We start from the raw sequence: 25,187 nt of genomic DNA on the forward strand, positions 1-25,187 counted from the left end.
ATTCCTTCAGCACAGCAATGGATGATTCGGGCAGCGGCGCGGTTCAGGTCGCCTTTGCCCGCACGACGCGATAAAACTTGTTGTCAAGAATAAGCCTTGAGAGACGGACGATCCATGCGCTAAAGTACTTGTTTGTTTATCAAGAGTACGGATTTCATCATGGACCCGCTGTCAGACGTGTTGTCGCTGCTGCAACCCCAAAACCAGTTTTACGCCGGTTTCGACGCCGCCGGGGACTGGTCGTTCGAGTTTCCCCCTCATGAAGGCATCAAATTCACGGCGGTGATGCGCGGCGCCTGCTGGGGCATGACCGACGATCTGGCGCAGCCGATCCATTTCCGCGAAGGGGACTGCTTTTTGCTGAACAGTCGGCGGCGCTTCAGGGTCGCGTCCGATCCGGCGTTGCCGCCGCAGGGAGGGGAGCAAATCATGGCCGAGGCGACGCGCGACGGCATCGCCGTGCATAACGGCGGTGGCGAGGTCTTTTTGATCAGCGGGCGTTTCGGTTTTTCCGGCCAGCATGCGGCGCTGCTGTTTGATGCGCTGCCGCCGATCATCAACATCCCCAAAGCCTCGAGCCAGGCGGGCGTTTTGCGCTGGACGCTCGAACAGTGGACGAACGAGTTGCGTCACCCGCAGCTCGGCGGTGCGCTGATGTCGACCCACCTGGCGCACTTGATGCTGGTGCAGGTGTTTCGCCAGTTCCTCGAAACGGCCCATGGGCTGCCGAAAGGTTGGTTTCTGGCGCTGACCGACCGCCAGATCAGCCTGGCGATCGCCGCCATGCATGCCGAGCCGGCGCGCAACTGGACGCTGGAAGAGCTGGCCCGCATCGCCGGCATTTCCCGCACCGTATTCGCTCAACGTTTCAAAGGGCTGGTTGGCAGCACCGCCATGGAATACCTCTCGCGTTGGCGTATGCTGCAGGCGGCAGATCGCCTGCGGGCCGGTAAAGAAAACGTCGCGTCGATCGCCTACTCGTTGGGATACGGCTCGGAAAGCGCGTTCAGCACCGCCTTCAAGCGGGTGATGGCGCAGTCGCCGTCGCAGTATCGGCGGCAAACGCCGGCCGGGGCGAGTGAACCGGAGTGAATGGGGCGCAGCGGCCGTGGCCGCCGCGCCTGGCTTTACTGGCTGATGCTCTGCTGCAGCGCCTGAACGGAGGAAACGATGCCGGCATCGACCGACATGGTCAGGTCTTCCATTTCCAGCGACACCCAGTCGTTGTAGCCCATCATGCGCACCACCGAGAAAAACGCCTTCCACCACTGCAGATCCCGGCCGCAGCCGACGGCGACATAGTTCCAGGCGCGGCGGGCCACGTCGTCGATCGGTTTGGTCTCCAGCAGCCCGTTAACCTCAACGACGCCGCGCTCAAGGCGCACGTCTTTGCCGTGCACATGGTGAATGGCGGGGCCAAGGGCGCGGGCCACCGCGATGGGATCCGCGCCCATCCAGATCAAGTGGCTGGGATCGAGGTTCAGGCCCACCATCGGGCCAACGGCTTCGCGCAGCCGGAACAGCGTTTCCGGGTTCCACACCAGCATGGCGCTGAAGTTTTCCAGCGCAAAGCGCTCGACGCCGCACGCTTTGGCTCGGGCGACCAGCGCCTGCCAATAGGGGATCGCCACCTCATTCCATTGATAGTCCAGACAGTTTTTCACCGTAGGCGGCCAGCTGACGGTATAGGTGATCCAGTTGGGGACGGTGTCATGCGGGCTGGCCGGCGGCAGGCCGCTCATCATGACGATTTTCTTCACCCCCAGCAGGCCGGCCAGCTCCAGCGTATTGTCGGTTTGGCGCAGATGGCGCTGCCCCAGCTCGCCCGGATCGAGCGGATTGCCGGAGACATTGAGCGCGGCGATCTCCATGCCACGACTGGCCAGCGCTTGCTGCAGCTGCCGACGTTTGGCGGGGTTGGCCAGCAGTTCCTTGGTATCCAGATGGGGCGCCGGGGACCAACCGCCGGTGGTCATCTCCACGCCGCGCACCCCCAGCTCCAGCAGCCGATCCAGCATCGGCTCGAAGGGTAAATGGCCCAGGCTGTCGGTACAGAACGAAAGTTTCATGGTGCTTTCCTTATTGGTAATTAACCCAGGTGGCGCAGTTGTCGGCGGAACGAACGCAGTTTTCAATCCAGCGCACGCCTTCCAATCCGGCATCGATATCCGGATAGATCAGCGCGGCCAGCGTCTGCCGATCGCCGCGCTGACTGGCGCTGATGGCGATGGCGAACTTGAGGTAAATATTGGCCCAGGATTCGGCTAGCCCTTCGGTATGCAACGCGCCGAGCCGCTCTTCGGCCAGCGCGCTGTCGTCCAGATAGGGCATGCCATGGTGCAGCGTTTGGTTGGGCCGCCCCTGGATCTCATAGCGCAATTCGCCGGGCGTGGAATCGCTCCATTGCAGGCTGGCGCGTGAGCCCACCACGCGAATGCTTTGGCTGTCCATCGCGCCTGCGTTGATGGCGGAGGCCCACATGCGCCCGACGGCGCCGTTTTCGTAGTGCATCAGCACCATGGCATTGTCTTCCAGCGGGGCGCGGGAAGGGATAAAGCTCTGGCGGTCGCACAGCAGGGAGGCAATTTTCATGTCGGGCATGACCAGCTGTGAGATGTAGAAGGTGTGGGTGGAAATGTCGCCCAGCACAAAGGAGGGGCCGGCGATTTTCGGATCGACGCGCCACTTTTGCGCCTCGAACGTGTCCGCGCTTTCGTTGGCGTTGAAGCCATGGGTGTACTGCAATTCGACCATGCGTATTTCGCCGATGTCGCCGTTCGCGATCATGGCGCGCATCTGCATCAGCAGCGGATGCCCGGAGAAGCCGTAGGTTACGCCGACGATCAGGCCTTTCTCCGCCGCCAGCGCCTTGATTTCTCTCGCCTCCGCCGTAGTGAAGAACAGCGGTTTTTCGCAGATGACATGCAGGCCGGCATTCAGCGCGGCGCGCGTGATTTCATAGTGGGTGCCGTTAGGGGTGGCGATGGTCACCACCTCAACGCCATCTTCGCGGTTGGCCTCTTGTTTCAGCAACTGCTGATAGTCGTCATAGCAGCGTTCGGCGGGCACGCCGAGATTGACGCCAAACTCACGCCCGCGCGCCGCGTCGATATCAAAAGCGCCGGCAACCAGCCGATAGGCGGTATTGTCGCGCAGTGCGCCGGAACGGTGCTTGTAGCCCACCTGGCTGAGGCGGCCGCCGCCGATCATCGCCCAACGCAGCGGGCGAGGGATGCTTCTTTCACCATTTAACATGCTGACTCCTGACACTGTGGCTTTGCACTCGGGTGCAAAGCGGGTTGAAAAAGAGAGTGGCAACGGTTTATTTCTGGTTCATCTGCGCAAATTGCGGGTAGTTTTCTCGCGTCACGGTGGCATAAGGCACCCAGTTGTAAGACTCGGTTTTGGCGTGATCCAACATCGCTCGGGTCACTTGCACCGCGCCGATCGCCTGGGCTTTGGCATCCTGGAAAATGGTCACCGCCAGGTCGCCGTTTTTGATAAATTGCAGGCCGTCGGGCGTGCCGTCGATACCGGCAACCCGTACGCCGTTCTTTTTGGCCTGCTTCAGCGCCATGATCGCGCCGATGGCCATCTCATCGTTGTTGGCGGCGATCGCATCGATCGGTACGCCGTTCAGCAACCAGCCGGAGACCACGTCGACCGCTTCATTGCGTTGCCATTTCGCAGTTTGTTTCTCTACCACTTTCAGCTCTTTGTGTTTGGCGATCACCGCTTCCACCGCGCGGGTGCGCTCGCGGGTTTCTTCGTTGGAGAGGGCGCCCATCAGGATCGCCACGTTGCCGCGGTAATTCATTTTTTTCGCCAGGGCCTCCATCTGCAGGCGGCCGCTGAGCGCCGAATCGGAGCCGACGTAGGCCGTCGCGCCGCTCAGCGGCACTTCGGGTTTGCGGTTGACGAAGATAAGGGGGATAGCGGCGCGTTTGGCGGCCGCTATCATCGGCTGGACGCCTTGCGTATCGACCGGGTTGAGGATAATGGCGTCCACGCCCTGATTAATCAGATCGTCTACCTGCTGCACCTGCAGGGCGACATCGCCTTTGGCATCGACGAACTGGCCTTGCAGCTGCCGCGCAGCCAGTTCACGCGCCATTTGGCTGCGCAGGATGGAGACGAAGTTGAGATCGAAATTGGCCAGCGCCACGCCGACCTGATAGCTCTTGGCCTGAGCGGTCATGACAAACAGCGAGCAGGCTAACATCAACAACAGTCTGGTTTTTTTCATTACGGTATCCTGTTGAGAAGAGAGGTGTTATGTAAAAACAACGTTTTTGCAACCGGGTGCAAATCAGAAGGAAAAACGGCGACGAGTCTCTGAATGCCACCGTGAATGTCGGCCATGGATAAAATTTGGTCAACAGGGGAAAGGTGAAAACAACGCGGACGATCACAAACTCTTTACGGTTTGCACCCGATTGCACAGCAAATTGCAATCGGGTGCAAAAACGATACATAATTGCAGCAGATATGCCGAAAGGCGCTTAGGGGATCTGAGCGAGCAGGGTATAGTTTGACTTCACCGAAGCAAGGATCGACGCAACCATGATAAAACACCACAAAGCCACCGCCAGCGACGTCGCCGAAAAGGCCGGCGTCTCTAAATGGACGGTATCGCGCGCCTTTACGCCTGGTGCGTCGATCTCGGACAACGCGCGTGAAAGCGTGTTGGCGGCGGCCGCCGAGCTGGGCTATCGGCCAAACCTGCTGGCGCGCAGCCTGTCGCAAAAACGCACGCACATCATTGGCGTAGCCATCGACGAGATGAAGAACCCGCATTCGATGATGATGCTCGATATGGTCACCAAACAGCTGCAAACCCGCGGCTATATGGCGCTGCTGCTGAACATCACCGCGGGCGAAAACTACCGGGCGGTGATGGCGATGGCCGACCAGCTGCAGGTCGATGGCATTCTGTTCCTGGCGACGGTGTTAACCCAAGAGTGGGCGGCGATCGCGCAAGATCTGCATCAGATCCCGCTGGTGCAGGTGTGCCGCAATACGGAAAGCGAACACATTGATGTGGTCAATATCGACGGCTACCGCGCCGGCGAAGAGATCGCTGCGCTGCTGATAGAGCAAGGGCATCGGCGCTTTGGTTACATGAAGGGGCCGGACACGCAAAGCAGCCATTTACTGCGCATGGAAGGCTACCGCGACAGGCTGATGGCCGCCGGCTTTCAGTTGAATCGGGTGCTCACCGCCGGCCACTACGATCGCCAACGCGGTTTCCAACTGATGAGCGAATACCTGCAGGCAACGCCGGAAAGCGAGCGGGTTGAGGCGCTGTTCTGCGAGAACGACGTGCTGGCGCTGGGGGCGCTCGAAGCGCTCAGGCAAACGGCGCCGTCGTCCGCGATGGCCGTGGTGGGCTTCGACGATATCGATGAGGCCGGCTCAGCCAACTGGGCGCTGACCAGCTACAACCAACGCATCGACCGGCTGGTCGAAGAAGCCTTGAATCGCCTGATCGACAATCGCGCCACGGCAGACGGCGCCTGGCGGCACGGGGAATTGCGGGTTCGGCGGTCGCATGTGAAGCAAGAGGGAATTCAGATCGCTGATTGAGTTCATGGCGGATAATATTTCCGCCATGCTAAAATTATGGAGTTTCATCTGGCACAGAGATAAGCCAGGGTGTAGCAGAGCCATTTTTTATGGCCTCAAGATAATTTCCCACCATAATCTGATTTTTTTCAGACATTTCACAAAATATTACCAGTTGGCCGAATAGTTCAGTGTTATCATTGATTTCATCAGGAATTACTTCTGGAACGAATGTAATAGCACGTTTAGACAACGTTCGCACGGTGAATTTTTTGCCAAAATCAGGTTGGCTATCAAACGCATTAACGCCTATTTCAAGTAAATTCAAAGAGGGTGAATAGATGGCATACCATGATTTTTGGTAGCAAAAAATCCCGCTTTTAAATTTTGGCATTGCTTTGAAATTAATTGTGTTTTCCGTTTTTATTCGCTTTATGGCAGTTAATGTATACTTTTTCGTTGAGTACAGATCCTTGAGAAAAATGGCAGCGCATAAAAAAACAAAGCCTGCTGAAAGAAAAGAAAATATGGTAATCAGAATGCCAGTGGCAGAAAGATCTGAATTGAGAAGGAACATTATCGTAATAGCGATAACTAGAAATGAAGCTATATTTATCAACCCATCTTTTTTTGTTATGTCCTTCCTGAATTTCACAATGAAATAAATTACTGCAGCAATGACTAAACCATAAAAAAAGAGTAATGACCGATCGGGCATGATTCCATTCGCCAAAAAATTGATATTGCGTGTAATTTATAGTAATGGTTTAAAATAAGCAATATCCGGTTTGATTTTCAACCGTTACGACAGGAATCACATCCGCTTAAATCTGAACCCCTGTGTGAGTTTCTTGTCTCCAGATTTCACGTAGCGCGATCAAAAAGGAGGGCATGTTGACCCATTTTGCAGAGTGGCTTAGCCAAATTCAGGCGCTTGAGGTTGAACTGCACCAGCCAACGACGCGCTGCGATCCAAAACGTGTCGCGGCATTGTTGCATGAAGACTTTGAAGAGATCGGTCGTTCAGGGCTGCGCTATGACAAACGCCAGACCGTTGCGGCGCTGGAGATGGAAACGGATTATCCGCCGATTGTCGCCGAAGCTTTTAAGCTGGCGCAAATCAGCGAAGGTGCCGTGTTGCTGACGTATAAAAGTTTTCAGCGTGACGCACAGGGCCGCGCCGTTCGTTGCACTGAGCGCTCATCGATTTGGCTCCTGAAAGATAAAGAGGGTTGGCAGATGCGGTTTCATCAAGGTACGCCGACTGATGATTGATTGCGTTTAAAAGCGGCGAGTGACAGTAAGCCTGGCGGGAAAATGGAATGTCGGAATGATAACGTTGAAGGTGAGGCGAGAGATGATGTGCAGGGCTAATCCCGGTGCGTATTCAGTATTTTAATTTAACATAATATACATTATGCGCACCAATGTGAAGGTATGTGGATTCTGCCGTCCAGGCCTGATTCTTGGGGTTTCTCCTGCGGCCAACCCGACCAGCGCCAACTGCTCGTGCCGTTGAATAAATTCGTTTTTCAATCGGCCATAAGCCACTGGGTTTTGCCGGCAGTCTTCGCTGCCTGGCATTTGATTGCCGCGTATTGCTGAGCAACATCATGATGCTTGCGCAGATAATCTCTGAACGCCAAATGTCTGATCGCCTGTTCACTCTCCGCAATAATGCATGCACGCGATGCGTGCGCTTGCCGTTCTCGCCACGCGGCGTATATCCCATGTCACGCATCCTGTCATTCAAGCTATCCAACGCCGCCAGACTTTCAACCTCCAGCAATATATCAATCGTTGGTTTGGCTGCCAGTTCCGGTACTGCTGTGCTGCCGATATGATGAATGGCCGTTAAAACGCCAGCCAATAATCTCGCGTAGTTTCGATGCGCGCTGCCATTTTCCACTTCAATAATGATGACCGGGCATGATTTTCAATGGCGCGTACCTGCCGGTATTGGCCAAGCATCCCCCTGCTTTTTTGATCGCGCTACGTGAAATCTGATAAAACGTAGCGGCTACGATACTGCAGATTTCTCTAAAACGCGTCATTTAAGCGGACAGTATTTGCACGCTAAATGCGCATTGGCGCGCGTTTGATCGCTTTCGGCACGCACCGCGGCGTTGGCTATACTGAATGGGAACATTCCTCCTCGCTCCAGGAGCCTCCCCATGTTTGATCATGTGAAATTTGGCGTCAGCGACTTTGCCCTCAGCAAAGCGTTTTTCCTCAATGCGCTGGCGCCACTGGGCGTAAAAATCGTTGCCGAAGGCGACCCCGGCTATGGCATTGAGTTGTGTCCCGAACGGGGTAATGTGTCATTGTGCCTGTTTCAAACCGATGAAAAACCGGCACATCTGCACCTGGCATTTGCCGCAAGCAGCCGTGAGCAGGTCGATGCGTTCTACCACGCCGCGCTAAACGCCGGCGGCAAAGACAATGGCGCGCCCGGTTTGCGGCCCAATTACCATGCCCATTACTATGCGGCATTTGTGATCGCCCCGGATGGCCACAATATCGAGGCGGTTTGCCACAATCCGATGGACTAATGATTTTTCTATTTAAAACAGTCTGTTAATTATGACATTATACACTCTATTTAACATAACATTGTGATGCTCGCTAATCCTGTTCTGGCCGCCATTCTTCATATTTCCAGTAAAGCGGATGGTGATCCGTTACCGACAACGATGCCCGTCACGCTTAACTTCCATCCTGATGCGCTATACCGTGGAATGACCATGATTGAGGCGTTAGCTGAGGATGGCGTGTATCGTTCGCAGTTTGAAACGCATACCAGCAACGGTGGATTAACGGCATACCCCGGTGGAGATCGTTGGGCGTGGGAAAACGCTATTTTTGGCATGGCGTATGCTGACGCAAGCCCGGAACTACGCCCTAAATATGGGGCGCTCAATTACCGAAACAGCATAACGGGAGGCTCGCCGCGCTTTGGGTCATCGCATTTCCGTATGCGCCCAGCGGCCATGGAGAGAACGACATTCTGTTACCCCGATAGCTTTTTCGCGCCGTCACATTTTGCTACTGCCGAAAAGTGCGCGCTGATTGAATTAGCCGAGCGAGATAGCCCAATCACAGACGTTTTAGATAACTATATAGAAGCTCACATACACGGCATCATGACTATTGCGGACGACGTTGAAGCCGTAGTGCTGGATGGTTGCTATAAAGACACGCCGATCGACATTTTCGCTCACCGGCTAGCCTGCCCGGTAGAATGGCATCCTGGTTACCGGCTGGCGGAAAAACACCTACCCGAGTGCGTCGATTACCGGGGAAAAGAGATTGCCGATCTGGCGCGAAAACTCGTTAACAACGGTTTTGTGACGCCATTTGATATCGGGCTCGCTCGCGGGAAAGGTTATGACCCACAGCATTTGAAGAAGGTATGGCATTGCGTCGCTAAATTTGGCAGCCCCATCGCGGAGTAAAATATTCTGTAGGCTGATGTCATTGACGCTGCTCTTCCCTACTCTCCTTATATCTGAAGTCCCTCAGCCTTCAGTATGGCGTACCTGACGACGAATAACTTGCGGCGGCTGCCCAATCGTACGAATAAAAGCGCGTCGCATGCGTTCTCTGTCGATAAATCCTGTTTGCCTGGCGATCTCATCCAGTGAACTGTTGCTCTCCTCTAACATCGCCCGCGCCGATTCCAGCCGCAGATACTCAACGGCCCTTGCCGGCGACTGTCCGGTTTCCGCCTGAAAGATACGGCTGAATTGACGAGGCGACAGATTCGCCACGTCGGCCAGTTCTTCAATATTTAGACGACGGTCCAGATTGCGGCGCGCATAGGTCAGCACCTTCTGAATGCGATCGGTTTTCGGTTCCAGCTCCAGTAGTGACGAGTACTGCGATTGTCCGCCCGTGCGGCGATGGTAAAGCACCAGTTTTCGCGCTATAGACCGGGTGATACCGGGGCCCAAATCACTTTCGATCAACGCCAGAGCGAGGTCGATAGCCGCTGTCATCCCTGCTGATGTCCAGTACGGACCATCGCAAACAAATATCCGGTCTTCTTCAACCTGTATCTTCGGGTAGCGCTGCTTGAGTTCCCGGGCATACATCCAGTGCGTGGTGGCGCGATGTCCGTCCAGCATTCCGGCTTCCGCAAGCAAAAACGTCCCAATACACGCTGCTGCGACCCGACGGGCGAATGGCGCGGCGCGGCGCACGAACGCGATGGTATCGGGTGTCGCCTTTTCCATACTGGCGCCAAACAGCAAAACATCGTAATGCGTTTCAGTAAAGGCTTCCGTCACCACATCGAAGCCCGCGGATGTGCGTAACGCGCCGCCATTTTCCGAAAGCAAATGAATGTCATAGACAGGTTCCGGCAACACCATATTGGCGACTTCAAACGCGGTAATAACCGCAAAGCCCATCGGCGAATAACCGGGTGTGAGGATAAAACCGACTCTGCGCATATAGCGGACCCATCATAATCCAATGTCATAAAAAGGTGTTTATATGACATTTAAGACATGAAATGCGAGTGTTATTGTGCTCATCATTGAAAATAACCACCCTGGAGAAAAACATGAGCACATCATCAAATGGCACCGCCCTGGTGACCGGCGCTTCAAGCGGCATCGGCGCACTCTATGCCGACAGACTCGCTAAACGCGGCTACGATCTGATCCTTGTGGCGCGCAATACTGACCGTCTGGAACAGGTTGCCCAACGGATCCGCGATACTCATCATCGTCAGGTCCGTATTATCGGCGCGGACCTCGGTAACCCGCAGGAACTACGCCATGTGGAAGAGCTACTGCGTAATGAAACGTCACTGACTATGCTGGTGAATAATGCCGGTTTTGGCGCCGTAACGCCGCTTCTGGATTCGAATGTTGATGAAATGGAAGCGATGATTAACCTCAACGTCACCGCGCTGATGCGTTTAACTTATGCGGCTGCACCGGCAATGCTCGCTCGCGGAACGGGAACAATCATCAATATCGCGTCTATCGTCGCGATTAGCCCGGAAACCCTGAATGGGATTTATGGCGCAAGCAAAGCCTTTGTGCTGGCGTTCAGCCACTCTCTGCAGCACGAGCTCGGGGATAAAGGGATTCGCGTTCAGGCCGTTTTACCCGGCGCGACGGCGACCGCGTTCTGGAATGTGCCAGGCGTAGGCGGCCATGAAAATCTGCCGCAATCATGGGTCATGAAAAGCGAGGAGATGGTCGATGCCGCGCTGGCAGGTTTAGATGCCGGTGAAACGGTGACCATCCCGCCATTGCAGGACGGTGAAGAATGGAATGCCTGGGAGGCCGCTCGGCGTACCATGAGCCAGCATCTCAGCACTGCGCAGCCGGCCTCGCGTTATCGCCGTTAAGGCACGTCCATTCATTACTTCTGATGCTCCAAAACCGCCTGAGGGATATTACGAAAGCTTATCGCCAGGCGGTTGTAGGCGTTGATGAGACTGATAGCCAGCGTAAGGTCACATACCTCTTCGTCGCTGAAATAGCGCCGCAAATCTGGCGCGCGTTCACGCCGGTTTGATGAAGGGGCAATGAGCGTCATATATTCAGCCCAGGCTAACGCCGCGCGCTCCTTTAAAGAAAAAATGCCTTCGGTACAGACCCATCCCTGGAGCGCCGCCAGTTTCTCGGCGCCGACGCCCTCTTTCATCAACATACGCGTATGCAAATCAGTGCAATACGCGCAGCCGTTAATCTGGCTGACGCGTAAATTAATGAGATCGCGCAGTCGCTCGTCCAAACCGCAATGACAGAGGTAATGGTCAATGGCGCTGAATGCCTGGACGCCAGCGGAGGACGTCCGGGTGTAATCAATTCGGACTCCCATTTATTACGGCTTACTGTCTGGCGTGGTGAGCTGAGTATCTTTGGTGTCCACGACAAATACCGCCAGTAGTTTCGCCGGTTTGGTTTTGCTGGCGTTACTGCTGACAACATGGTGCGCGCCAGGATCTTCATACCAGCTTTCGCCTGCCCGATAAGTCCGTTCAGGTTGACCTTCGACCTGACTGATAATCTCGCCTTCCACGACATAAGCGTAGATAAATGAAGAAGGAGCATGCGTATGAGATGCTGATGCAGCGCCCGCAGGATAAATGACTTCGACGGCAGTAAGCGATTTACCCGGAATGTTGGGGATCGCATGCGAAAAATTCGGTTTAACCGTCTCGCCTTGCCCCTGTGGTTCAACGCCATGCGCCAAAACGGTTGTTGAGAAGATCATTCCAACAGCGGCTACTGCGGATAATAATGGATTTCTGCTTATCATATGACGGGCTCCTGACTGGAGTTGTTAAAGCAGGTGTGACGCCGCGCGATCTCGCTACGTCACAACACGCAATATCAGGGTTTTTGCGCTTCCTGCGGTACATTGCGGAAACTGATAGCCAGACGGTTATAGGCGTTGATTAAGCCTATCGCCATCGTCAAATCCGCCAGTTCCTTATCTTCGAAAACGGCAGATGCCGCCGCAAAGGCTTCATCCGGAACATGCGTTTCAGAAACCCGGGTGACGGTCTCGGCCCAGGACAGCGCCGCCTTTTCACGCGCGGTAAAGACCTCTCCGGCTTCCTCCCAGACTTGCACCAAAGCAAGTTTGACGGGGCTGAGACCTTTCTTCAGGAGATCGCGTGTGTGCATATCCAGGCAATAAGCGCAGCCGTTAATTTGGCTGACGCGCAAATTAACCAGTTCCACGAGCGTATTCTCCAGGCCACATTGCGCGACGTAGGTATAAACACCACCGAGCGCTTTAACCCCTGCCGGAGAAGTTTTAGTATAATCAATGCGTTGACTCATTTTTTATTTCCTTTATCGTTGAAACTGAGTCAAGCATAACAGCTGGATTTACACTTAAAAGAACCAAAAAACGAAGATTTTGCTGTACCACGCATCCGGAATGGTTAAAACATGCTGACCAGAGATGCCTCTGCTATTTCAAGTACATCTGCTGATTAATGGAGCGATATATGAACAGACCCACTCTGGCGCTGACGATTGACCGTAACGCACGGATATCCATCGCCGAGCAGATCCGCCAGGGGATCACCGAAGCCATTGAGAGCGGTGTTCTTGCGCCAGGCACAAGGCTCCCTTCATGGATTGACCTTGCCATACAATTGGGTATCTCTCGCGGCACGGTTAAGACCGCCTATGAACGGTTATCCGATGAGCAACTTGTCGTGATGTCCCGCTCTCGTGGAACCTGTGTCGTGGATAATCTACCGCCGGGCAGGGCGGCGAAAAAGGTGCCTGAATCCGTACCCACTTCAGAATTGTTTCAGGATTTTCTCTTCCCTACAGGCGATTTTCAGATGGGGATCCCTGCCGGCGATGTCTTTCCCGTCCCCCTCTTCTCACGCCTTTTTGCGGCGTCAGCCCGTCACGCCGTGCAGTCCAGACAATGCTATGGCGACCCCAGAGGGGAAAGCGAGTTGCGCCGCGAAATCGCCGGTCAGCTCACCCTTTCCAGAGGAATCAAATGCCATCCTTCTCAAGTTTTCGTGACTGCCGGATTCACCGGAGGACTTGGCCTCATACTGCACGCGCTGTCTTTACGCGGGCACAAAGCCTGGGTGGAAAATCCTGGCTTTCCGCCGGCAAGAAAAGCCTTGAGCCTTGCGGGCCTGGCCACGGTACCTGTGCGGGTCGATTCCGAAGGGATGGATATAGAATATGGCATCCATCACGCGCCTGACGCGGCAATCGCGCTGGTCACCCCCGGGCAGCAAGCGCCCCTGGGGATGGCATTATCATTGGAACGGCGCCACCGTTTAATTGAGTGGGCCCACCAAAATGGCCGCTGGATCATCGAGGATGACTATCTGGGGGAGTTGCAGCTTAATCGCCGCGCGGCGCCAGCGCTGGCGTCACAGGATATTTATGGTCGGGTTATCCATATTGGATCATTCAGTAAAACCATTAGCCCGGCTCTACGCCTGGGGTTTGTCGTGGCGCCGCCATCGCTTGTCGAGACGGTTGCTGATGTCGCCGCCTCGCTTTCCCCCGCTCCGACTCCCGCGATCCAGATGGCGGTGCATGCCTTTTTGAGTGAGGGGCATTTTCTTCGGCATCTGCGAAAAATGAAAAGAGTTTACCATGCCAGAAGTACTGAACTTTCCCGCATAATGAAGGCGTTAGGCTACACCGTTCAGGTCCATGGTTTATCCGTCTTAATCAACCTGCCAGATGGCTCTCAGGATCGCACCATTGCGCATTACGCCTATAACTTTGGCCTGGCGCCATCCCCGCTTTCAGCCTGGTATCAGTCAGGGGTAGCGGAAAAGTCCGGTCTGTTGCTTGGCGTATCAGGCAAGGAAGGCGAATCACTCCTCCATGCCTGCGAGCGGCTGGATCGATTGATCCGTAAACTCGCTTAACGGCCCCTTGCGATTATCGTATTGACGAAGTGAGTGACATTTCAAACGGGCTAAATCGGGTGACTTTTTAATCTTGCAATAACACACTTGCAGTTACCCTGTCACGTCAATCCACTCCGCTCCGGTGATGCTGGCCAGCCGTTGCGGCGCAATTCTCACGCCTGAGTTATCACTGCCGCCTGCCGGAAGCACTTCACTGTAGCTGCACAGGCTGCGATCGCAGTAAACTCTCACCGTTGCCGGTGCGGCAAAGGGGCAAACGCCGCCGGGCGGATAGCCGGTCAGCGCCTCCACCTCCTCCGCCGGCAGCATGCGTGCCTTTACGCCAAAGAATTGCTTGTACTTCTTGTTATCGATTCTGGCGGTTCCCGCCATCACCAACAACACCACGCCGTCGTTCACGCGAAACGAAAGCGTCTTGGCGATCTGCCCGCCCTCCACGCCAAAGGCTTCCGCCGCCAGCGCTACCGTCGCGGTGTTCTTTGCCAGCACCGTCACCGCCGTTTCCGGCGCGTGCTCGGCCAGAAATCGCTGAACGCGCTCTACACTCATGCCCTTCCTCCAGATGTTGCTAAGCCATTGATAATGCCGTGGTGACGGTTTCGGTTTTAACATCGCATGCTAAAAATGAGAATCAAAATTGTTCAAATCGGTGAATCTGAACAAAGCTTTAAGGGGCCAACGCCTTTTTATCTATCATTTTTCATGGAGATACCAGTATGACCACGCAAACGACAGCAAGGCCTTCAGCGGCCGCGGTGGCCGTCTATGAATGGCTCAATCCGATACCCTATGGATTTTTTACCGCGGCGCTCATTTTCGACATCATCTATGCCTGCACGGCGAATATTCAATGGGTCAATGGTGCCAGTTGGCTGATCGCCATCGGCCTGATTTTTGCCATCATTCCCCGACTGATTAACCTGGTGCAGGTGTGGTTCGGCAGCGGCCGGCTACAGGGCTTATCGGTCAAGCTCCATTTCTGGCTGAATCTGTTGGCCATCGTTCTCGCCATTATCAACGCTTTCGTGCATAGCCGGGATGCGTATGCCGTGGTGCCGCAAGGCCTGGTGCTGTCTGCGATCGTGGTCGCGCTGCTGAGCTTCGCCAACATTCTGCTGGCCGTGAGCGCCCGCGCAAAATAAGGAGGTTTTCATGAAGCTATCATCCATCGCGATTGCGCTTTCGGCCGTACTGGCGCTGGCCGGCTGCGATAACAGTGCCGTCATTTCGCCGGAACAACAAATGGGGCCGGATCCGGCATTGCCGGCGGCGCAAGATTTCCTGATGCCGCCGATGCAGGTGCCAAAGGGCGTGGGCTGGCAGCAAAACCAGATGCCGAAAGTCGCCGAAGGCTTGAAAATCGACAAGGTGGCAGACGGTTTGCTGCACCCGCGTCAGTTGCTTACCCTGCCCAACGGCGATGTGTTGGTGGTGGAGGCCAACGGGCCGGGCACCGAAGCGGTCAGCACACCCAAGCAGCTGATCGCCGGGCTGGTTAAGGGGCAGTCAGGTAAAGGGGGAAAAGGTGGTAACCGCATCACCCTGTTGCGCCCCACCGCCGACGGCAGCTGGGAAAAGCATGTCTTCCTCGAGGGGCTCGATTCTCCATTCGGCGTTCAGCTGATTGGCAACACCCTGTATGTGGCCAACACCGGCAATATCATGCAGTACGCCTATCAGCCGGGCGAAACGCGCATCAGCGATCCGGGTAAAGAGCTGGCCGATCTGCCGGACACCATCAACCATCATTGGACCAAGGCCCTGCTGGCCAGCCTGGACGGTAAAAAGCTGTATGTCGGCGTTGGATCCAACAGCAACATCACCGAAAACGGCCTGGCCGTAGAGTACCGGCGCGCCGCCGTGTTGGAAGTGGACACCGCCTCCGGCGCCAGCCGCATCTTCGCCAGCGGCCTGCGCAATCCGACCGGGCTGCAGTGGGAACCGCACAGCGGCAAGCTGTGGGCCATCGTCAACGAGCGTGACGAGATCGGCGCCGATCTGGTGCCGGACTACCTGACCTCGGTACAGGACGGCGGCTTCTACGGCTGGCCTTACAGCTATTTCGGCCAGCACGTCGATCGTCGGGTGCAGCCGGCGCGGCCGGATCTGGTGGCGAAAGCCATCAAGCCGGACTACGCCCTCAGCTCGCACGTCGCGCCGCTGGGGCTGCTGTTCTACACCGCAAGCGCTCTGCCGGCCGACTATCGCGGCGGCGCCTTTGTCAGTGAGCACGGCAGTTGGGATCGCTCGCCGCTGAACGGCTACCGGGTCAGCTACGTGGCGTTCGAACAAGGCAAGCCGGTCGGTAAACTCAAAGCGGTAGTCACCGGCTTTGTCTCCGACGACGAGAAGGAACTCTATGGCGCACCGGTTGGATTAGCGGTCGACAAGGCCGGCGCCCTGCTGATTGCGGATGACGTGGGCAACACCGTTTGGCGCGTCAGCGCTAAATAACGTTAACGTGCAGGTTCCGATGAACCTGCACGTGACGTTGTCACTTGATGCTTTGCGCCAACCAGACCGTTCTTCCCCCGCAGGCGGGATCTTCCACCACATGATCGACCACGCGGAAGCCGTTCTCCTGCAGCAGGCGCGTATACTCCTCCGGCGCCAGGCTGGCGTGAAACAGCGGCTGGCCTTCGAAATTGCCGATCGCCACGCCGTCTTCAGGGCCGCTGGTGAACATCAGTGCGGCATGCGGCTTGGCGTGCCGTCTGAACAGTAGAAACATGCGGCGCTGATCGTTGCGCGCCAGATGGAAGAAGCTGTCCCAGGCCAGCAGGCCGTCGAATCTTGTCGCCAGATTCAGCCGGCGCATGTCCATCTGCCGCCACTCCTGCTGTGGAAAACGCTGCCGGCAGCGCGCGATCATCGCCTGCGCGCCGTCGATGCCGGTGACTCGATACCCTTGTTCGATAAAATAGGCGGCGATCGGCGCGCCATTGCCGCAGCCGAGATCCAGCAGCCGCGCGTTGGCCGGGGTAAGCTGCAAAAAGCGGTCGAGCCACGGCCGCTCGAACAGCGTGGTGGGTCTGAGGCGTTCCCAGGCGGCGGCATGTTCGTCATAAAGCGGAATAATCGTGCTCGCCAGTTCTTCCGTCATTAATATTGTCCCCGTCACGTTAGTGGCGCAATAAAAATAACCTTTGGTCAGAATTAAAGCGCTTATCCGATAATATATTCATCAACAGGCCGTTGACCAGAAATAAAAGGTTTTAACATTTCGACATAAACCAGTACAATTCCCTCCCCTGTGTTAACCCTTTTTTAGGTTGATTGTGTCGTTAATTCAGCCCTCTGCATCGCGAAATCGGGCCGCCGCCTGGTTAGGGGTGTTTGCCATTCTGATGTTGTTCATTGCGCCGGTGATCTCGCGATCTCTGGAGCATGTACGCGCCGGAAGTGCTGGAACGGCCGTCATGGCGGATTGCGGCATGGATATGCCGATGCATCACGGGATGCACTCGCCGCCGTCTGAACCTGAAAAAGCCTCGCAGCCGCTGATGCAGCACGGCGGCGGCCACCACAACATGGCGATGATGATGGACGACAGCGCCTGCGGCTACTGCGTGCTGTTGCTGCACGCGCCGCTGCTGGACGTGAGCCACGCCCCGCTGTTCTGGTCTCAGTCGCTGGCTTCGCGCCCGCCGCCGAACCGCTATCTCGTTCCCCTGTTTGCCCACGTCGTTCACACCGAATTACAGCCGCGCGCGCCCCCCCTCTCTTTCCTCTGATTTAACAATAAGCCCATTGCCGTTCTCTGTATTGCCGTTGATCGCTTCAACCCGGCGGAATTAATTCGCCCAACGATTAAGCACCGAGACGACATTATTAATCCGGTTATTTCCACGCTGATGGAATTAACCCCCGTATTTACCGATGGTGATTTTCGCCAGGCCGCCCCACGCCTGAATAATCCCTCGGCCAAGAACGGAAAAAAGTTAGCTTAAGGAAAGATGATGTTTAAACCCGTTTATAAAAAGAACGCCGCCGCCCGCGCCATCACCGCCGCCATGCCGCTGTTCCTGCTGGCTGGCCACGCGGCGCAGGCGCATCAGCACCCTGCCAACACACAGGTTAATGATGGCGACGTGATCACCGTCACCGCACCGCTCTACTCTCCGCTGACCATCGTGACGTCACCGAAAACTCCGCGTCAGCCGGTGCCGGCCAGCGATGGCTCGGACTACCTGAAAACCATTCCCGGTTTTTCTCAGATCCGCAACGGCGGCACCAACGGCGATCCGGTGTTCCGCGGCATGTTCGGTTTGCGGTTGAAGATCCTCACCGACGGTTCGGAAATGCTGGGCGCCTGCCCATCGAGAATGGATGCGCCCACCTCTTACATCTCGCCGGAAAGTTTCGATCTGCTGACCATCACCAAAGGGCCGCAGACGGTGCTGTGGGGACCGGGATCGTCGGCGGGCACCGTGCGTTTCGAACGTGAACGCCCACGCTTCGACAAGCCGGGCGTCAAGGGCAACGCCAGCGTGCTGACCGGCTCCAACGGCCGCTGGGACGAGAATATCGACGCCAGCCTCGGCGCCGAGCAAGGTTACTTGCGGGTGATGGCCAACAAATCTCGTTCCAACGATTATCAGGACGGCACCAATACGCGCGTGCCGTCGCGCTGGGACAAGTGGAACGGCGATCTGGCGCTCGGCTGGACGCCGGACAACGATACGCTGCTGGAAGTGACCATGGGCCGCGGCAACGGCGAAGCGCGCTATGCCGGCCGCAGCATGGACGGTTCGCAGTTCAAGCGCGAAAGCCTGGGCATGCGGGTGGAAAAATCCAACATCGGCGAGGTGCTGGATAAGCTGGAAGCGCAGGTCTACTACAATTACGCCAACCACGTGATGGACAACGTCACCCTGCGCTCACCGGGCAGCGGCGGCATGGGTGGGCACGGTGGCCATGGCGGTATGGGCATGGGCGGCCATGGCGGACATATGATGTCCTCCGGCATGACGATGCAGCTCGATCGCCGCACCGTTGGCGGCCGCGTAATGGGCACCTGGCTGTGGCAGGACGTGAAGCTGGAAAGCGGCCTGGACACCCAAACCAACACCCATCGCAGCATGAGCCGCGGCAGCTGGGAAAAAGACGCCCAGTTCAACAGCTACGGCGCCTTCAGCGAACTGACCTGGTCCACCAGCGAACAGGATAAACTGATCGGCGGCGCGCGTCTCGATCGCACCCTGGTGGAAAACTTCCGCAACGGCGGCGACGCGGAGCGTTCCGACACCCTGCCGAGCGGTTTTATGCGCCTGGAGCACACGCTGGCCGAGCTGCCGCTGATGCTGTACGCCGGCGTCGGTTATACTGAGCGTTTCCCGGATTACTGGGAGCTGTTCTCGCCGAAGCTCGGCCCGAATGGCAGCAAGGATCCGTTCTCCAGCGTCAAGAGCGAGAAAACTACGCAGCTCGACATCGGCGCACAATACAACGGCAAGCGCTTCAACGGCTGGATCTCCGCTTATGTGGGCCGCGTCGATGATTTCATCCTGTTCAAATACGATCCGCACAATGCGCGTCTCAGCCAGGCCGATAACGTCAACGCCAACATCATGGGCGGCGAAATGGGCATGGGTTATCAGTTGAGCGAGCACTGGAAAACCGACGCCAGCCTGGCCTACTCCTGGGGCAAAAACACCAGCGACGGCCGCCCGCTGCCGCAGATCCCGCCGCTGGAGGCGCGTCTGGGGCTGACCTACGAGTACGGCGACTGGAGCGGCACCGGGCTGTGGCGTTTGGTCAGCAGCCAAAACCGCGTGGCGATCAACGAAGGTAACGTGGTGGGCAAAGACTTTGCCGAAAGCGCCGGCTTCGGCGTGCTCTCCGCGAACGCCGCCTACAAGGTGAATAAAAACGTCAAGCTGAGCGCCGGTCTGGATAACATCCTGAACAAGACCTACAGCGAGCACCTCAACCTGGCGGGCAACAGCGCCTTCGGCTATTCGGCCAACAGCGCGGTGAATGAACCGGGCCGCACCCTGTGGGCCAAGGTTAACGTCACCTTCTAAACCGTTCACCGGGCGATGGGCAACCGTCGCCCGGTCATGCGATATGCGATCCGGTTCTTAGGATATGAGTTTTAAGTTTTTCCCATTCGGTTAGGCGGCGATTACTATCGTCCTCAGGTTAATCATGGCCCCGGAGGGAATATGCAAAAGATCACTCGTTTTCTGGCCCTGCTCGGCGAGCTGATGATCGAAAAAGCCGAAGACGCCGCGCCGCAAGCTGCTCAGCCTGACGATCGCGACGACGCGTTGCCACCGCGCCTCGAACGTGGCGTTCCGCTGGCCGACCGCTTCCTGTTCATGTAATTTCCCGCGCTGTTTACATTAGCCCGATCACACTGAACGCACGATATGTTCGCGCAGCCACCGGTGAGCGGGATCCCGATGCGATCGTTCGTGCCACAGCATCGTCATTTCAAAACCCGGCACCGCCAACGGCGGTTTGAGTTGCTGCAATAACGGTTGGTTGCGCACCAGCCGCTCCGGCAACATCGCCACCAAATCGGACTGCGTCAGTACCGAGATCACGAAGAGAAAATGCGGCACGGAAAGCACCACGCGCCGCGTCAGCCCCACGTCCGCCAGCGCCTGGTCGGTGATGCCGTAGAAACCGCCACCGTCCGGCGAAACCATCACCTGCTCCAATAGGCAGAATTGCGCCAGCGTCAGGTTTTCATGCAGCTTAGGGTGACCGACTCTGCCCACCAGCACATAGCGTTCACGGAATAGCGTACGCTGACGCAGACCGGGCGGCGCCCCTTCGCGGGTGTGAAACGCCAGATCGATCTCTCCCTGTTCCGCCAGTTTGGCGATGCGTGACGGCGCGGTTTCCAGCACCGCCAGCCGGGTGCCGGGCGCCGCCGTGCGCAAACCGTTCAGCGCCGGCAGGACGATGGTGGATTCGCCGTAGTCGAAGGCGGCCACACGCCAGATATCGGTCGCCACAGCGGGATCGAACGGCGTCGCCGGCGTCACCGCCAACTCAAGCGCCGCCAGCGCCTGACGCAGCGGTTCCCGCAGTTGCTCCGCTCTGGCGGTCGGACGCATGCCGCGCGGGCCGGGCAACAGCAGCGGATCGTCAAAGATCGCCCGCAGTTTGGCGAGATGCACGCTGACTGCCGGCTGAGAGAAATTGAGCCGCTGCGCCGCGCGCGTGACGTTGTGCTCAGCCAGCAGCGCGTCGAGCGTCACCAGCAGATTGAGATCCAGCCGCCTTAAATTATTCATGCTTATACCTGGGATAACGGTAATTCATTTCTAATATACCTCGTGACGCCCTACTCTGCAGCTCTCACACCAAGGAGCGTTGTTATGAATGTGCTGATTGTTTACGCCCACCCGGAGCCACAGTCGCTGACCGGCTCACTGAAAAACTTCGCCGTTGAGCGCCTGACGCAGGCCGGCCATCAGGTCCAGGTGTCAGACCTGTACGCCATGAAGTGGAAAGCGGCGATCGACGCCGACGACAGCCTGGAAGGCGCATCAGGGCCCCGTTTCGATCCTTCGCTGGATTCCCGGCGCGCGTTTGCCAACGGCGTGCAGAGCGCCGACATCGAACGGGAGCAACAAAAGCTGCGTTGGGCGGACGCGGTGCTGTTGCAGTTCCCACTGTGGTGGTTCTCGATGCCGGCGATGCTGAAAGGCTGGTTCGATCGCGTCTATGCCTATGGTTTTGCCTACGGCGTCGGTGAGCATTCCGATACCCATTGGGGCGACCGTTACGGCGAGGGTATGTTGGCAGGCAAACGGGCGATGCTGATCGTCAGCGCCGGCGGCTGGGAATCCCATTACGCCCCACGCGGCATTAACGGGCCGATCGACGATATTCTGTTCCCGATCCAGCACGGCATGCTGCATTACCCGGGGTTCGAGGTGTTGCCGCCGTTCGTCACCTACCGCGCCGGTAAGACCGACGAGACGCGCTTTGCCGCCCTGTGCGAACAGCTCGGACAGCGGCTCGATAATCTGTGGCACACCGAGCCGATTCCGTTTCGGCGGCAGAACGCCGGTGACTACCTGATCCCGCAGCTGACGCTGAAAGCCCATCTGGCGCCGGGGCAAGACGGTTTTAGCATTCACCTGAAATAGCGCGAGCCGCTCCCCTTATCGCGGCGCTGACATAGCGCCGCCCCCGAGGAGGAGTTTGGCGCCCAATCCCATCATGACCACGCCCGTAAATCGCTGCTGCCAGACCAACAAACGGGGATTGCGGGCGAGCCATTGCCCCACGGTGCCGGAGGCCATAGCGACAGAGCCCAGCGAAAGGATCCCGGCCAGCTTCTGAATGGAACCTAAAACGAGCAATTGCAACCAAACCGGCCCGGTTTCAGGGTTAACAAACTGCGGGAGAAAAGCAAACATGAACAGCAGCGACTTAGGGTTGGTCAGGCTGTTAATCGCCCCTTCTTCCACCGCCTGCCACCCGGTCATCATCCGGGGTTTCAGCACGGCATCGGAACGCTGCCGGCTTACCTTCAGCATTTTTATCCCCAGCCAGACCAGATAGGCGGCCCCAACCCAACGCAATACGTCCAACGCCAGCGGATAACTATGCAACAGCGTGGCGAGGCCGAGCACCAGCATGGAAACCTGCACCATACCGGCGACAAAGACCATGCCGAAAACATTGAGCAGCGCGATGCGACGACCTTGGCCGATACCCCGGGCCAGCGTGAGCATCATATCCGGTCCGGGAGAGAGTTCCAGAAGGGTGAGTGCAACAAGAAAAGCAATAAACGTTTCGGCTGAAGGCATGGGGTTATCACCGGCGCGTCAAAGAATACGGCAATCATATTCCTCCCCGGACATTCGCAACAGCACTATCAGACGCATCCGGGGCGTGTCGTTCATTCAGGGCGGCGAGAAATGCCTGATAGCCTTGCGCGCTGCGATCCAATTCGTGGGATTGCAGCGGCTCCACCGCCCCGTCCGAAGCGGCTTCCTTGCCGTAAAAGGCAAAGAACGAAGCATAGTCGGCCCGCACGTAATCGGCGGTCACTTCAAACGGCCGGAAGATCTCCTTCAGCGAGTAGCGATAACGCCCGTCGCGCGCGTAATCTTCTGCGCGCACGCCCGCCGTGACCGCCAGCGCCAGTTTCTTGTTCTGCATCTTATAGCCGCTGCGGGAACCGTAGGCCCAGCCGTAGGTGAGCACGTCGTCCAGCCATTTTTTCAGCAGCGGCGGGCTGCTGAACCAGTAAATCGGGAACTGCAGCACGATGTTGTCATGCGCTTCAATCAACTGCTGTTCTTTGGCGACATCGATCTGCCAGTCCGGATAGGCCTGATGCAATTCGTGCACGGTATACAGCGCCGGATAGCGGCGCAGTTCCTCCAGCCAACGTTTGTTGACCACCGAGTTCGCCATATCGGGATGTGTTACTACCACCAAGGTTTTCATACTGATCTCTCCAGTCAGGTGTTTCGACGCATCTTAGGGTATGCTGACAGAATGTAAAATACGCACACTCACGACACATACTTACCCTGGAGAAAGTATAAAATGACCGCCGAATCCCACTGCAGCCCAACGGGCATCAGCCTCGAAGACACCGGCTATGGCTATACGCTGTCGGTGATCAACGGCAAATATAAAATGATTATTCTCTACTGGCTGGCGTTGTATAAGCCGGTATTGCGGTTCAACGAGCTGCAGCGCTGCATCGGCACCATTTCGTACAAAACGCTGAGTTCGACGCTCAAAGAGCTGGAAAAAGATCGCCTGGTGGTGAGAAAGGAGTATCCGCAGATCCCGCCCAAGGTGGAGTACAGCCTGTCCGAGCGTGGACGTTCGCTGATCCCGGTGATCGACATGATGTGTAACTGGGGGGAGCAGCACCGGCCGGAACAGCCGGTGCCGTGAGGGGTTAGTTGTCCGCCGCCGCTGAGGTTGCCGGCGCGGGTTCATCGTGCTCAACCAGCGCGTCCGCCGGCCGGCACTGGCGCAGCGTGCGTACGCTGAAAGCCACCAGCACGCCCAACAAGGCGGCGAATGCGCCAAACGACAGCACGCTCATCAATGGAGTAAACACCCTGCCCAGTACGCCGAGTCCCAGCGCGCCGATCGAATCGCCGGTTACGTCCTGCGCGGTGCCGAGGCTGTTCACCCGCCCCAGCAGATGGTCCGGCGTGTTGCTCTGGATCAGCATGAACTGCAGAAGTGAGGCGATGGCGTTGGCGTAGCCGTAGCACACCAGCGCCAGCAGCGCCGGCGCCAGGTGGCTGAACAGCCCCAGTGACGCGATGGCGGTAAACGCGACGATGGCGGCGATCAGGATCAGCACGCCAGGGCGAGCGTATCGCCCCACCCAGCCGCTGGTCAGCGCGCCCAGCATCGCACCGAGCGGCACTGCGGAGTACATCAGGCCGATAGAGGACGCGCCAACGTGGTAAGCGTCCTGCGCCAGCGCCGGGAACAGCACCCTGACGGCGCCGACGATGCTCATCAGCATCCCCAGCAGCACCACCGAGCCAACCACCTTATTGCGCCAGACAAACTGGAAGCCGCTGGCGAGCGCGCGCAGCGGGTGTTCCGGCTCCTGCTGCTGCGGCAACAGCGTCGGCAAGCGCACCAGCGGCACAAGGGTGCCCAGCGTCCCTGCCGCCGCGACGGCGAAGGCGAGACCGACGCCGCCGAACACGATGATAATCCCGCCCAGCGCCGGCGCCAGGATCGCGCCGATGCGCACCGTCACCATGCTCAAAGCCCCCGCCGCCGCCAGGTTTTCGCGCCCGACCAGCAGCGGGATCACCGCCATCAGCGCCGTCATGCCCAGCGCGCCGAAGAAGCCGTCCCAGGCCGCCAACAGGTAGAGCGCCCACAGCGACGGGGCCGGGGCGAAGGCGTTCAGACTCAGGGCGACAAAGCCCAGCCCGCAGGTGCCGCGCGCAAACAGGATCAGCTTGCGGCGATCGTAGCGATCGGCGAGTACCCCGCCCAGCATCAGGCCGATAAACATGCCCACGCCGTCCAGCGCCACCGCGACCCCCACCTGCAACGTGGAGCCGGTCATCGCCTGGATCTGAATCGGCACCCCCACCGCCAGCATGCCGAGGGAAAACACCGACAGCATGCGGGCGCAGAAAATCGCGCGGAAATGCGCATTGCTTCTCAGCAAACTGAAATCAAGAAAAAAAGAAGGTCTGGCCATAGTGTCCTGCATATCATGTTTTAGTGCGGGCCGGGACGCACGCCCCGGCCCGGT

Annotated in this window: 28 protein-coding genes and 1 pseudogene; 14 read left to right on the forward strand and 15 right to left on the reverse strand. The window is 57.5% G+C overall.

Annotation, left to right across the window (positions count from 1 at the left end; genetic code table 11):
* Positions 1 to 159: 159 nt before the first annotated feature.
* A complete protein-coding gene (locus tag IT763_RS11490) occupies positions 160 to 1,092 on the forward strand; it encodes an AraC family transcriptional regulator (protein ID WP_049299233.1) in 933 nt (310 codons plus the stop codon).
* 35 nt (positions 1,093 to 1,127) lie between these two features.
* Here the strand turns inward: IT763_RS11490 and IT763_RS11495 are convergent, their stop codons facing one another.
* The 3 genes from IT763_RS11495 to IT763_RS11505 form a co-directional block, all read right to left on the reverse strand.
* Positions 1,128 to 2,069: a sugar phosphate isomerase/epimerase gene (locus tag IT763_RS11495; protein ID WP_206195428.1), complete on the reverse strand. Its 942-nt coding sequence runs from the start codon at positions 2,067 to 2,069 to the stop codon at positions 1,128 to 1,130.
* A 10-nt stretch (positions 2,070 to 2,079) separates the two neighbouring features.
* A complete protein-coding gene (locus IT763_RS11500; protein WP_176063161.1) occupies positions 2,080 to 3,255 on the reverse strand; it encodes a Gfo/Idh/MocA family protein in 1,176 nt (391 codons plus the stop codon).
* A gap of 67 nt (positions 3,256 to 3,322) precedes the next feature.
* Entirely contained in the window at positions 3,323 to 4,246 is a 924-nt protein-coding gene (locus tag IT763_RS11505; protein WP_016927713.1) for a substrate-binding domain-containing protein, read from the reverse strand.
* A 317-nt stretch (positions 4,247 to 4,563) separates the two neighbouring features.
* Here IT763_RS11505 and IT763_RS11510 point away from each other — a divergent pair, with 317 nt between their 5' ends.
* A complete protein-coding gene (locus IT763_RS11510; protein ID WP_206195429.1) occupies positions 4,564 to 5,586 on the forward strand; it encodes a LacI family DNA-binding transcriptional regulator in 1,023 nt (340 codons plus the stop codon).
* Positions 5,587 to 5,620: 34 nt separating this feature from the next.
* Here the strand turns inward: IT763_RS11510 and IT763_RS11515 are convergent, their stop codons facing one another.
* Positions 5,621 to 6,283 (reverse strand): hypothetical protein, encoded by a 663-nt coding sequence (locus IT763_RS11515; RefSeq protein WP_049299242.1) that lies wholly within the window; start codon positions 6,281 to 6,283, stop codon positions 5,621 to 5,623.
* 176 nt (positions 6,284 to 6,459) lie between these two features.
* On the opposite strand from IT763_RS11515, the gene IT763_RS11520 reads away from it, so the two are divergent.
* On the forward strand, positions 6,460 to 6,840 hold the full coding sequence (locus IT763_RS11520) for a DUF4440 domain-containing protein (protein ID WP_079452134.1): 381 nt from the start codon (positions 6,460 to 6,462) through the stop codon (positions 6,838 to 6,840).
* A gap of 257 nt (positions 6,841 to 7,097) precedes the next feature.
* Here the strand turns inward: IT763_RS11520 and IT763_RS11525 are convergent.
* Positions 7,098 to 7,474 (reverse strand): annotated as a pseudogene (locus tag IT763_RS11525) (GrpB family protein).
* Between the two features lie 265 nt (positions 7,475 to 7,739).
* On the opposite strand from IT763_RS11525, the gene IT763_RS11530 reads away from it, so the two are divergent.
* Both IT763_RS11530 and IT763_RS11535 read left to right on the forward strand, forming a co-directional pair.
* Complete coding sequence (locus IT763_RS11530) at positions 7,740 to 8,117, forward strand: VOC family protein (protein ID WP_016927710.1); 378 nt, start codon at positions 7,740 to 7,742, stop codon at positions 8,115 to 8,117.
* Positions 8,118 to 8,183: 66 nt separating this feature from the next.
* Positions 8,184 to 9,020 (forward strand): DUF3626 domain-containing protein, encoded by an 837-nt coding sequence (locus IT763_RS11535; RefSeq protein WP_049299246.1) that lies wholly within the window; start codon positions 8,184 to 8,186, stop codon positions 9,018 to 9,020.
* Between the two features lie 63 nt (positions 9,021 to 9,083).
* Here the strand turns inward: IT763_RS11535 and IT763_RS11540 are convergent, their stop codons facing one another.
* A complete protein-coding gene (locus IT763_RS11540) occupies positions 9,084 to 10,019 on the reverse strand; it encodes a GlxA family transcriptional regulator (RefSeq protein WP_176063158.1) in 936 nt (311 codons plus the stop codon).
* 113 nt (positions 10,020 to 10,132) lie between these two features.
* Between IT763_RS11540 and IT763_RS11545 the strand changes: the two genes are divergently transcribed.
* Entirely contained in the window at positions 10,133 to 10,930 is a 798-nt protein-coding gene (locus IT763_RS11545) for an SDR family oxidoreductase (RefSeq protein WP_143778999.1), read from the forward strand.
* Between the two features lie 14 nt (positions 10,931 to 10,944).
* On the opposite strand, the gene IT763_RS11550 is transcribed toward IT763_RS11545, so the two are convergent.
* From IT763_RS11550 to IT763_RS11560, 3 genes are all read right to left on the reverse strand, one after another.
* Positions 10,945 to 11,406 carry a carboxymuconolactone decarboxylase family protein gene (locus IT763_RS11550; RefSeq protein ID WP_110147002.1) on the reverse strand — a complete coding sequence of 154 codons (462 nt, stop codon included), beginning with the start codon at positions 11,404 to 11,406 and terminating at the stop codon, positions 10,945 to 10,947.
* A 3-nt stretch (positions 11,407 to 11,409) separates the two neighbouring features.
* Positions 11,410 to 11,847, reverse strand: a complete 438-nt coding sequence (locus IT763_RS11555; protein WP_075205893.1) for a cupin domain-containing protein — start codon at positions 11,845 to 11,847, stop codon at positions 11,410 to 11,412.
* 74 nt (positions 11,848 to 11,921) lie between these two features.
* Positions 11,922 to 12,377 (reverse strand): carboxymuconolactone decarboxylase family protein, encoded by a 456-nt coding sequence (locus tag IT763_RS11560; RefSeq protein WP_049299252.1) that lies wholly within the window; start codon positions 12,375 to 12,377, stop codon positions 11,922 to 11,924.
* Between the two features lie 170 nt (positions 12,378 to 12,547).
* Here IT763_RS11560 and IT763_RS11565 point away from each other — a divergent pair, with 170 nt between their 5' ends.
* Positions 12,548 to 13,957: a PLP-dependent aminotransferase family protein gene (locus IT763_RS11565; RefSeq protein WP_097102025.1), complete on the forward strand. Its 1,410-nt coding sequence runs from the start codon at positions 12,548 to 12,550 to the stop codon at positions 13,955 to 13,957.
* A gap of 93 nt (positions 13,958 to 14,050) precedes the next feature.
* Here the strand turns inward: IT763_RS11565 and IT763_RS11570 are convergent, their stop codons facing one another.
* The gene (locus IT763_RS11570; protein WP_016927702.1) at positions 14,051 to 14,509 is read right to left on the reverse strand and encodes a YbaK/EbsC family protein; all 459 of its coding nucleotides are present in this window, start codon (positions 14,507 to 14,509) and stop codon (positions 14,051 to 14,053) included.
* A 167-nt stretch (positions 14,510 to 14,676) separates the two neighbouring features.
* Here IT763_RS11570 and IT763_RS11575 point away from each other — a divergent pair, with 167 nt between their 5' ends.
* Both IT763_RS11575 and IT763_RS11580 read left to right on the forward strand, forming a co-directional pair.
* Positions 14,677 to 15,102: a DUF2231 domain-containing protein gene (locus IT763_RS11575; RefSeq protein WP_028127428.1), complete on the forward strand. Its 426-nt coding sequence runs from the start codon at positions 14,677 to 14,679 to the stop codon at positions 15,100 to 15,102.
* A 10-nt stretch (positions 15,103 to 15,112) separates the two neighbouring features.
* Positions 15,113 to 16,414, forward strand: coding sequence for a sorbosone dehydrogenase family protein (locus IT763_RS11580; RefSeq protein WP_143779001.1), 1,302 nt, complete (start codon positions 15,113 to 15,115; stop codon positions 16,412 to 16,414).
* A gap of 40 nt (positions 16,415 to 16,454) precedes the next feature.
* Here the strand turns inward: IT763_RS11580 and IT763_RS11585 are convergent, their stop codons facing one another.
* The gene (locus tag IT763_RS11585) at positions 16,455 to 17,063 is read right to left on the reverse strand and encodes a class I SAM-dependent methyltransferase (RefSeq protein WP_049299256.1); all 609 of its coding nucleotides are present in this window, start codon (positions 17,061 to 17,063) and stop codon (positions 16,455 to 16,457) included.
* A gap of 244 nt (positions 17,064 to 17,307) precedes the next feature.
* Between IT763_RS11585 and IT763_RS11590 the strand changes: the two genes are divergently transcribed.
* The 3 genes from IT763_RS11590 to IT763_RS11600 all read left to right on the forward strand — a co-directional run bounded on the left by IT763_RS11590 (position 17,308) and on the right by IT763_RS11600 (position 20,289).
* Positions 17,308 to 17,694, forward strand: coding sequence for a DUF2946 domain-containing protein (locus IT763_RS11590; RefSeq protein ID WP_241005500.1), 387 nt, complete (start codon positions 17,308 to 17,310; stop codon positions 17,692 to 17,694).
* A gap of 225 nt (positions 17,695 to 17,919) precedes the next feature.
* The gene (locus tag IT763_RS11595) at positions 17,920 to 19,986 is read left to right on the forward strand and encodes a TonB-dependent copper receptor (RefSeq protein ID WP_206195431.1); all 2,067 of its coding nucleotides are present in this window, start codon (positions 17,920 to 17,922) and stop codon (positions 19,984 to 19,986) included.
* A gap of 141 nt (positions 19,987 to 20,127) precedes the next feature.
* The gene (locus IT763_RS11600) at positions 20,128 to 20,289 is read left to right on the forward strand and encodes a hypothetical protein (protein ID WP_016927696.1); all 162 of its coding nucleotides are present in this window, start codon (positions 20,128 to 20,130) and stop codon (positions 20,287 to 20,289) included.
* 27 nt (positions 20,290 to 20,316) lie between these two features.
* On the opposite strand, the gene IT763_RS11605 is transcribed toward IT763_RS11600, so the two are convergent.
* Positions 20,317 to 21,210, reverse strand: a complete 894-nt coding sequence (locus tag IT763_RS11605; RefSeq protein WP_016927695.1) for a LysR family transcriptional regulator — start codon at positions 21,208 to 21,210, stop codon at positions 20,317 to 20,319.
* Between the two features lie 84 nt (positions 21,211 to 21,294).
* On the opposite strand from IT763_RS11605, the gene IT763_RS11610 reads away from it, so the two are divergent.
* Positions 21,295 to 22,071, forward strand: a complete 777-nt coding sequence (locus IT763_RS11610; protein ID WP_016927694.1) for an NAD(P)H-dependent oxidoreductase — start codon at positions 21,295 to 21,297, stop codon at positions 22,069 to 22,071.
* Between the two features lie 15 nt (positions 22,072 to 22,086).
* Here IT763_RS11610 and IT763_RS11615 read toward each other — a convergent pair whose 3' ends face one another.
* On the reverse strand, positions 22,087 to 22,737 hold the full coding sequence (locus IT763_RS11615) for a LysE family translocator (RefSeq protein WP_197758273.1): 651 nt from the start codon (positions 22,735 to 22,737) through the stop codon (positions 22,087 to 22,089).
* A 34-nt stretch (positions 22,738 to 22,771) separates the two neighbouring features.
* The gene (locus IT763_RS11620; protein WP_206195432.1) at positions 22,772 to 23,383 is read right to left on the reverse strand and encodes an NAD(P)H-dependent oxidoreductase; all 612 of its coding nucleotides are present in this window, start codon (positions 23,381 to 23,383) and stop codon (positions 22,772 to 22,774) included.
* A gap of 102 nt (positions 23,384 to 23,485) precedes the next feature.
* Here IT763_RS11620 and IT763_RS11625 point away from each other — a divergent pair, with 102 nt between their 5' ends.
* Positions 23,486 to 23,845, forward strand: a complete 360-nt coding sequence (locus tag IT763_RS11625) for a helix-turn-helix domain-containing protein (RefSeq protein ID WP_025302868.1) — start codon at positions 23,486 to 23,488, stop codon at positions 23,843 to 23,845.
* A gap of 4 nt (positions 23,846 to 23,849) precedes the next feature.
* On the opposite strand, the gene entS is transcribed toward IT763_RS11625, so the two are convergent.
* Entirely contained in the window at positions 23,850 to 25,133 is a 1,284-nt protein-coding gene (entS, locus tag IT763_RS11630; protein ID WP_049299268.1) for an enterobactin transporter EntS, read from the reverse strand.
* Positions 25,134 to 25,187 lie beyond the last annotated feature (54 nt).

It is taken from the genome of Serratia sp. CMO1 (genome assembly GCF_015689115.1).
GTDB classification, from domain to species: Bacteria; Pseudomonadota; Gammaproteobacteria; order Enterobacterales; family Enterobacteriaceae; genus Serratia; species Serratia marcescens.

Coding starts and splice junctions, on each gene's coding strand:
- IT763_RS11490 (WP_049299233.1), top strand. CDS start 160: ATGGACCCGCTGTCAGACGTGTTGTCGCTGCTGCAACCCCAAAACCAG.
- IT763_RS11495 (WP_206195428.1), bottom strand. CDS start 2,069: ATGAAACTTTCGTTCTGTACCGACAGCCTGGGCCATTTACCCTTCGAG.
- IT763_RS11500 (WP_176063161.1), bottom strand. CDS start 3,255: ATGTTAAATGGTGAAAGAAGCATCCCTCGCCCGCTGCGTTGGGCGATG.
- IT763_RS11505 (WP_016927713.1), bottom strand. CDS start 4,246: ATGAAAAAAACCAGACTGTTGTTGATGTTAGCCTGCTCGCTGTTTGTC.
- IT763_RS11510 (WP_206195429.1), top strand. CDS start 4,564: ATGATAAAACACCACAAAGCCACCGCCAGCGACGTCGCCGAAAAGGCC.
- IT763_RS11515 (WP_049299242.1), bottom strand. CDS start 6,283: ATGCCCGATCGGTCATTACTCTTTTTTTATGGTTTAGTCATTGCTGCA.
- IT763_RS11530 (WP_016927710.1), top strand. CDS start 7,740: ATGTTTGATCATGTGAAATTTGGCGTCAGCGACTTTGCCCTCAGCAAA.
- IT763_RS11535 (WP_049299246.1), top strand. CDS start 8,184: ATGCTCGCTAATCCTGTTCTGGCCGCCATTCTTCATATTTCCAGTAAA.
- IT763_RS11540 (WP_176063158.1), bottom strand. CDS start 10,019: ATGCGCAGAGTCGGTTTTATCCTCACACCCGGTTATTCGCCGATGGGC.
- IT763_RS11545 (WP_143778999.1), top strand. CDS start 10,133: ATGAGCACATCATCAAATGGCACCGCCCTGGTGACCGGCGCTTCAAGC.
- IT763_RS11550 (WP_110147002.1), bottom strand. CDS start 11,406: ATGGGAGTCCGAATTGATTACACCCGGACGTCCTCCGCTGGCGTCCAG.
- IT763_RS11555 (WP_075205893.1), bottom strand. CDS start 11,847: ATGATAAGCAGAAATCCATTATTATCCGCAGTAGCCGCTGTTGGAATG.
- IT763_RS11560 (WP_049299252.1), bottom strand. CDS start 12,377: ATGAGTCAACGCATTGATTATACTAAAACTTCTCCGGCAGGGGTTAAA.
- IT763_RS11565 (WP_097102025.1), top strand. CDS start 12,548: ATGAACAGACCCACTCTGGCGCTGACGATTGACCGTAACGCACGGATA.
- IT763_RS11570 (WP_016927702.1), bottom strand. CDS start 14,509: ATGAGTGTAGAGCGCGTTCAGCGATTTCTGGCCGAGCACGCGCCGGAA.
- IT763_RS11575 (WP_028127428.1), top strand. CDS start 14,677: ATGACCACGCAAACGACAGCAAGGCCTTCAGCGGCCGCGGTGGCCGTC.
- IT763_RS11580 (WP_143779001.1), top strand. CDS start 15,113: ATGAAGCTATCATCCATCGCGATTGCGCTTTCGGCCGTACTGGCGCTG.
- IT763_RS11585 (WP_049299256.1), bottom strand. CDS start 17,063: ATGACGGAAGAACTGGCGAGCACGATTATTCCGCTTTATGACGAACAT.
- IT763_RS11590 (WP_241005500.1), top strand. CDS start 17,308: ATGTTGTTCATTGCGCCGGTGATCTCGCGATCTCTGGAGCATGTACGC.
- IT763_RS11595 (WP_206195431.1), top strand. CDS start 17,920: ATGTTTAAACCCGTTTATAAAAAGAACGCCGCCGCCCGCGCCATCACC.
- IT763_RS11600 (WP_016927696.1), top strand. CDS start 20,128: ATGCAAAAGATCACTCGTTTTCTGGCCCTGCTCGGCGAGCTGATGATC.
- IT763_RS11605 (WP_016927695.1), bottom strand. CDS start 21,210: ATGAATAATTTAAGGCGGCTGGATCTCAATCTGCTGGTGACGCTCGAC.
- IT763_RS11610 (WP_016927694.1), top strand. CDS start 21,295: ATGAATGTGCTGATTGTTTACGCCCACCCGGAGCCACAGTCGCTGACC.
- IT763_RS11615 (WP_197758273.1), bottom strand. CDS start 22,737: ATGCCTTCAGCCGAAACGTTTATTGCTTTTCTTGTTGCACTCACCCTT.
- IT763_RS11620 (WP_206195432.1), bottom strand. CDS start 23,383: ATGAAAACCTTGGTGGTAGTAACACATCCCGATATGGCGAACTCGGTG.
- IT763_RS11625 (WP_025302868.1), top strand. CDS start 23,486: ATGACCGCCGAATCCCACTGCAGCCCAACGGGCATCAGCCTCGAAGAC.
- entS (WP_049299268.1), bottom strand. CDS start 25,133: ATGGCCAGACCTTCTTTTTTTCTTGATTTCAGTTTGCTGAGAAGCAAT.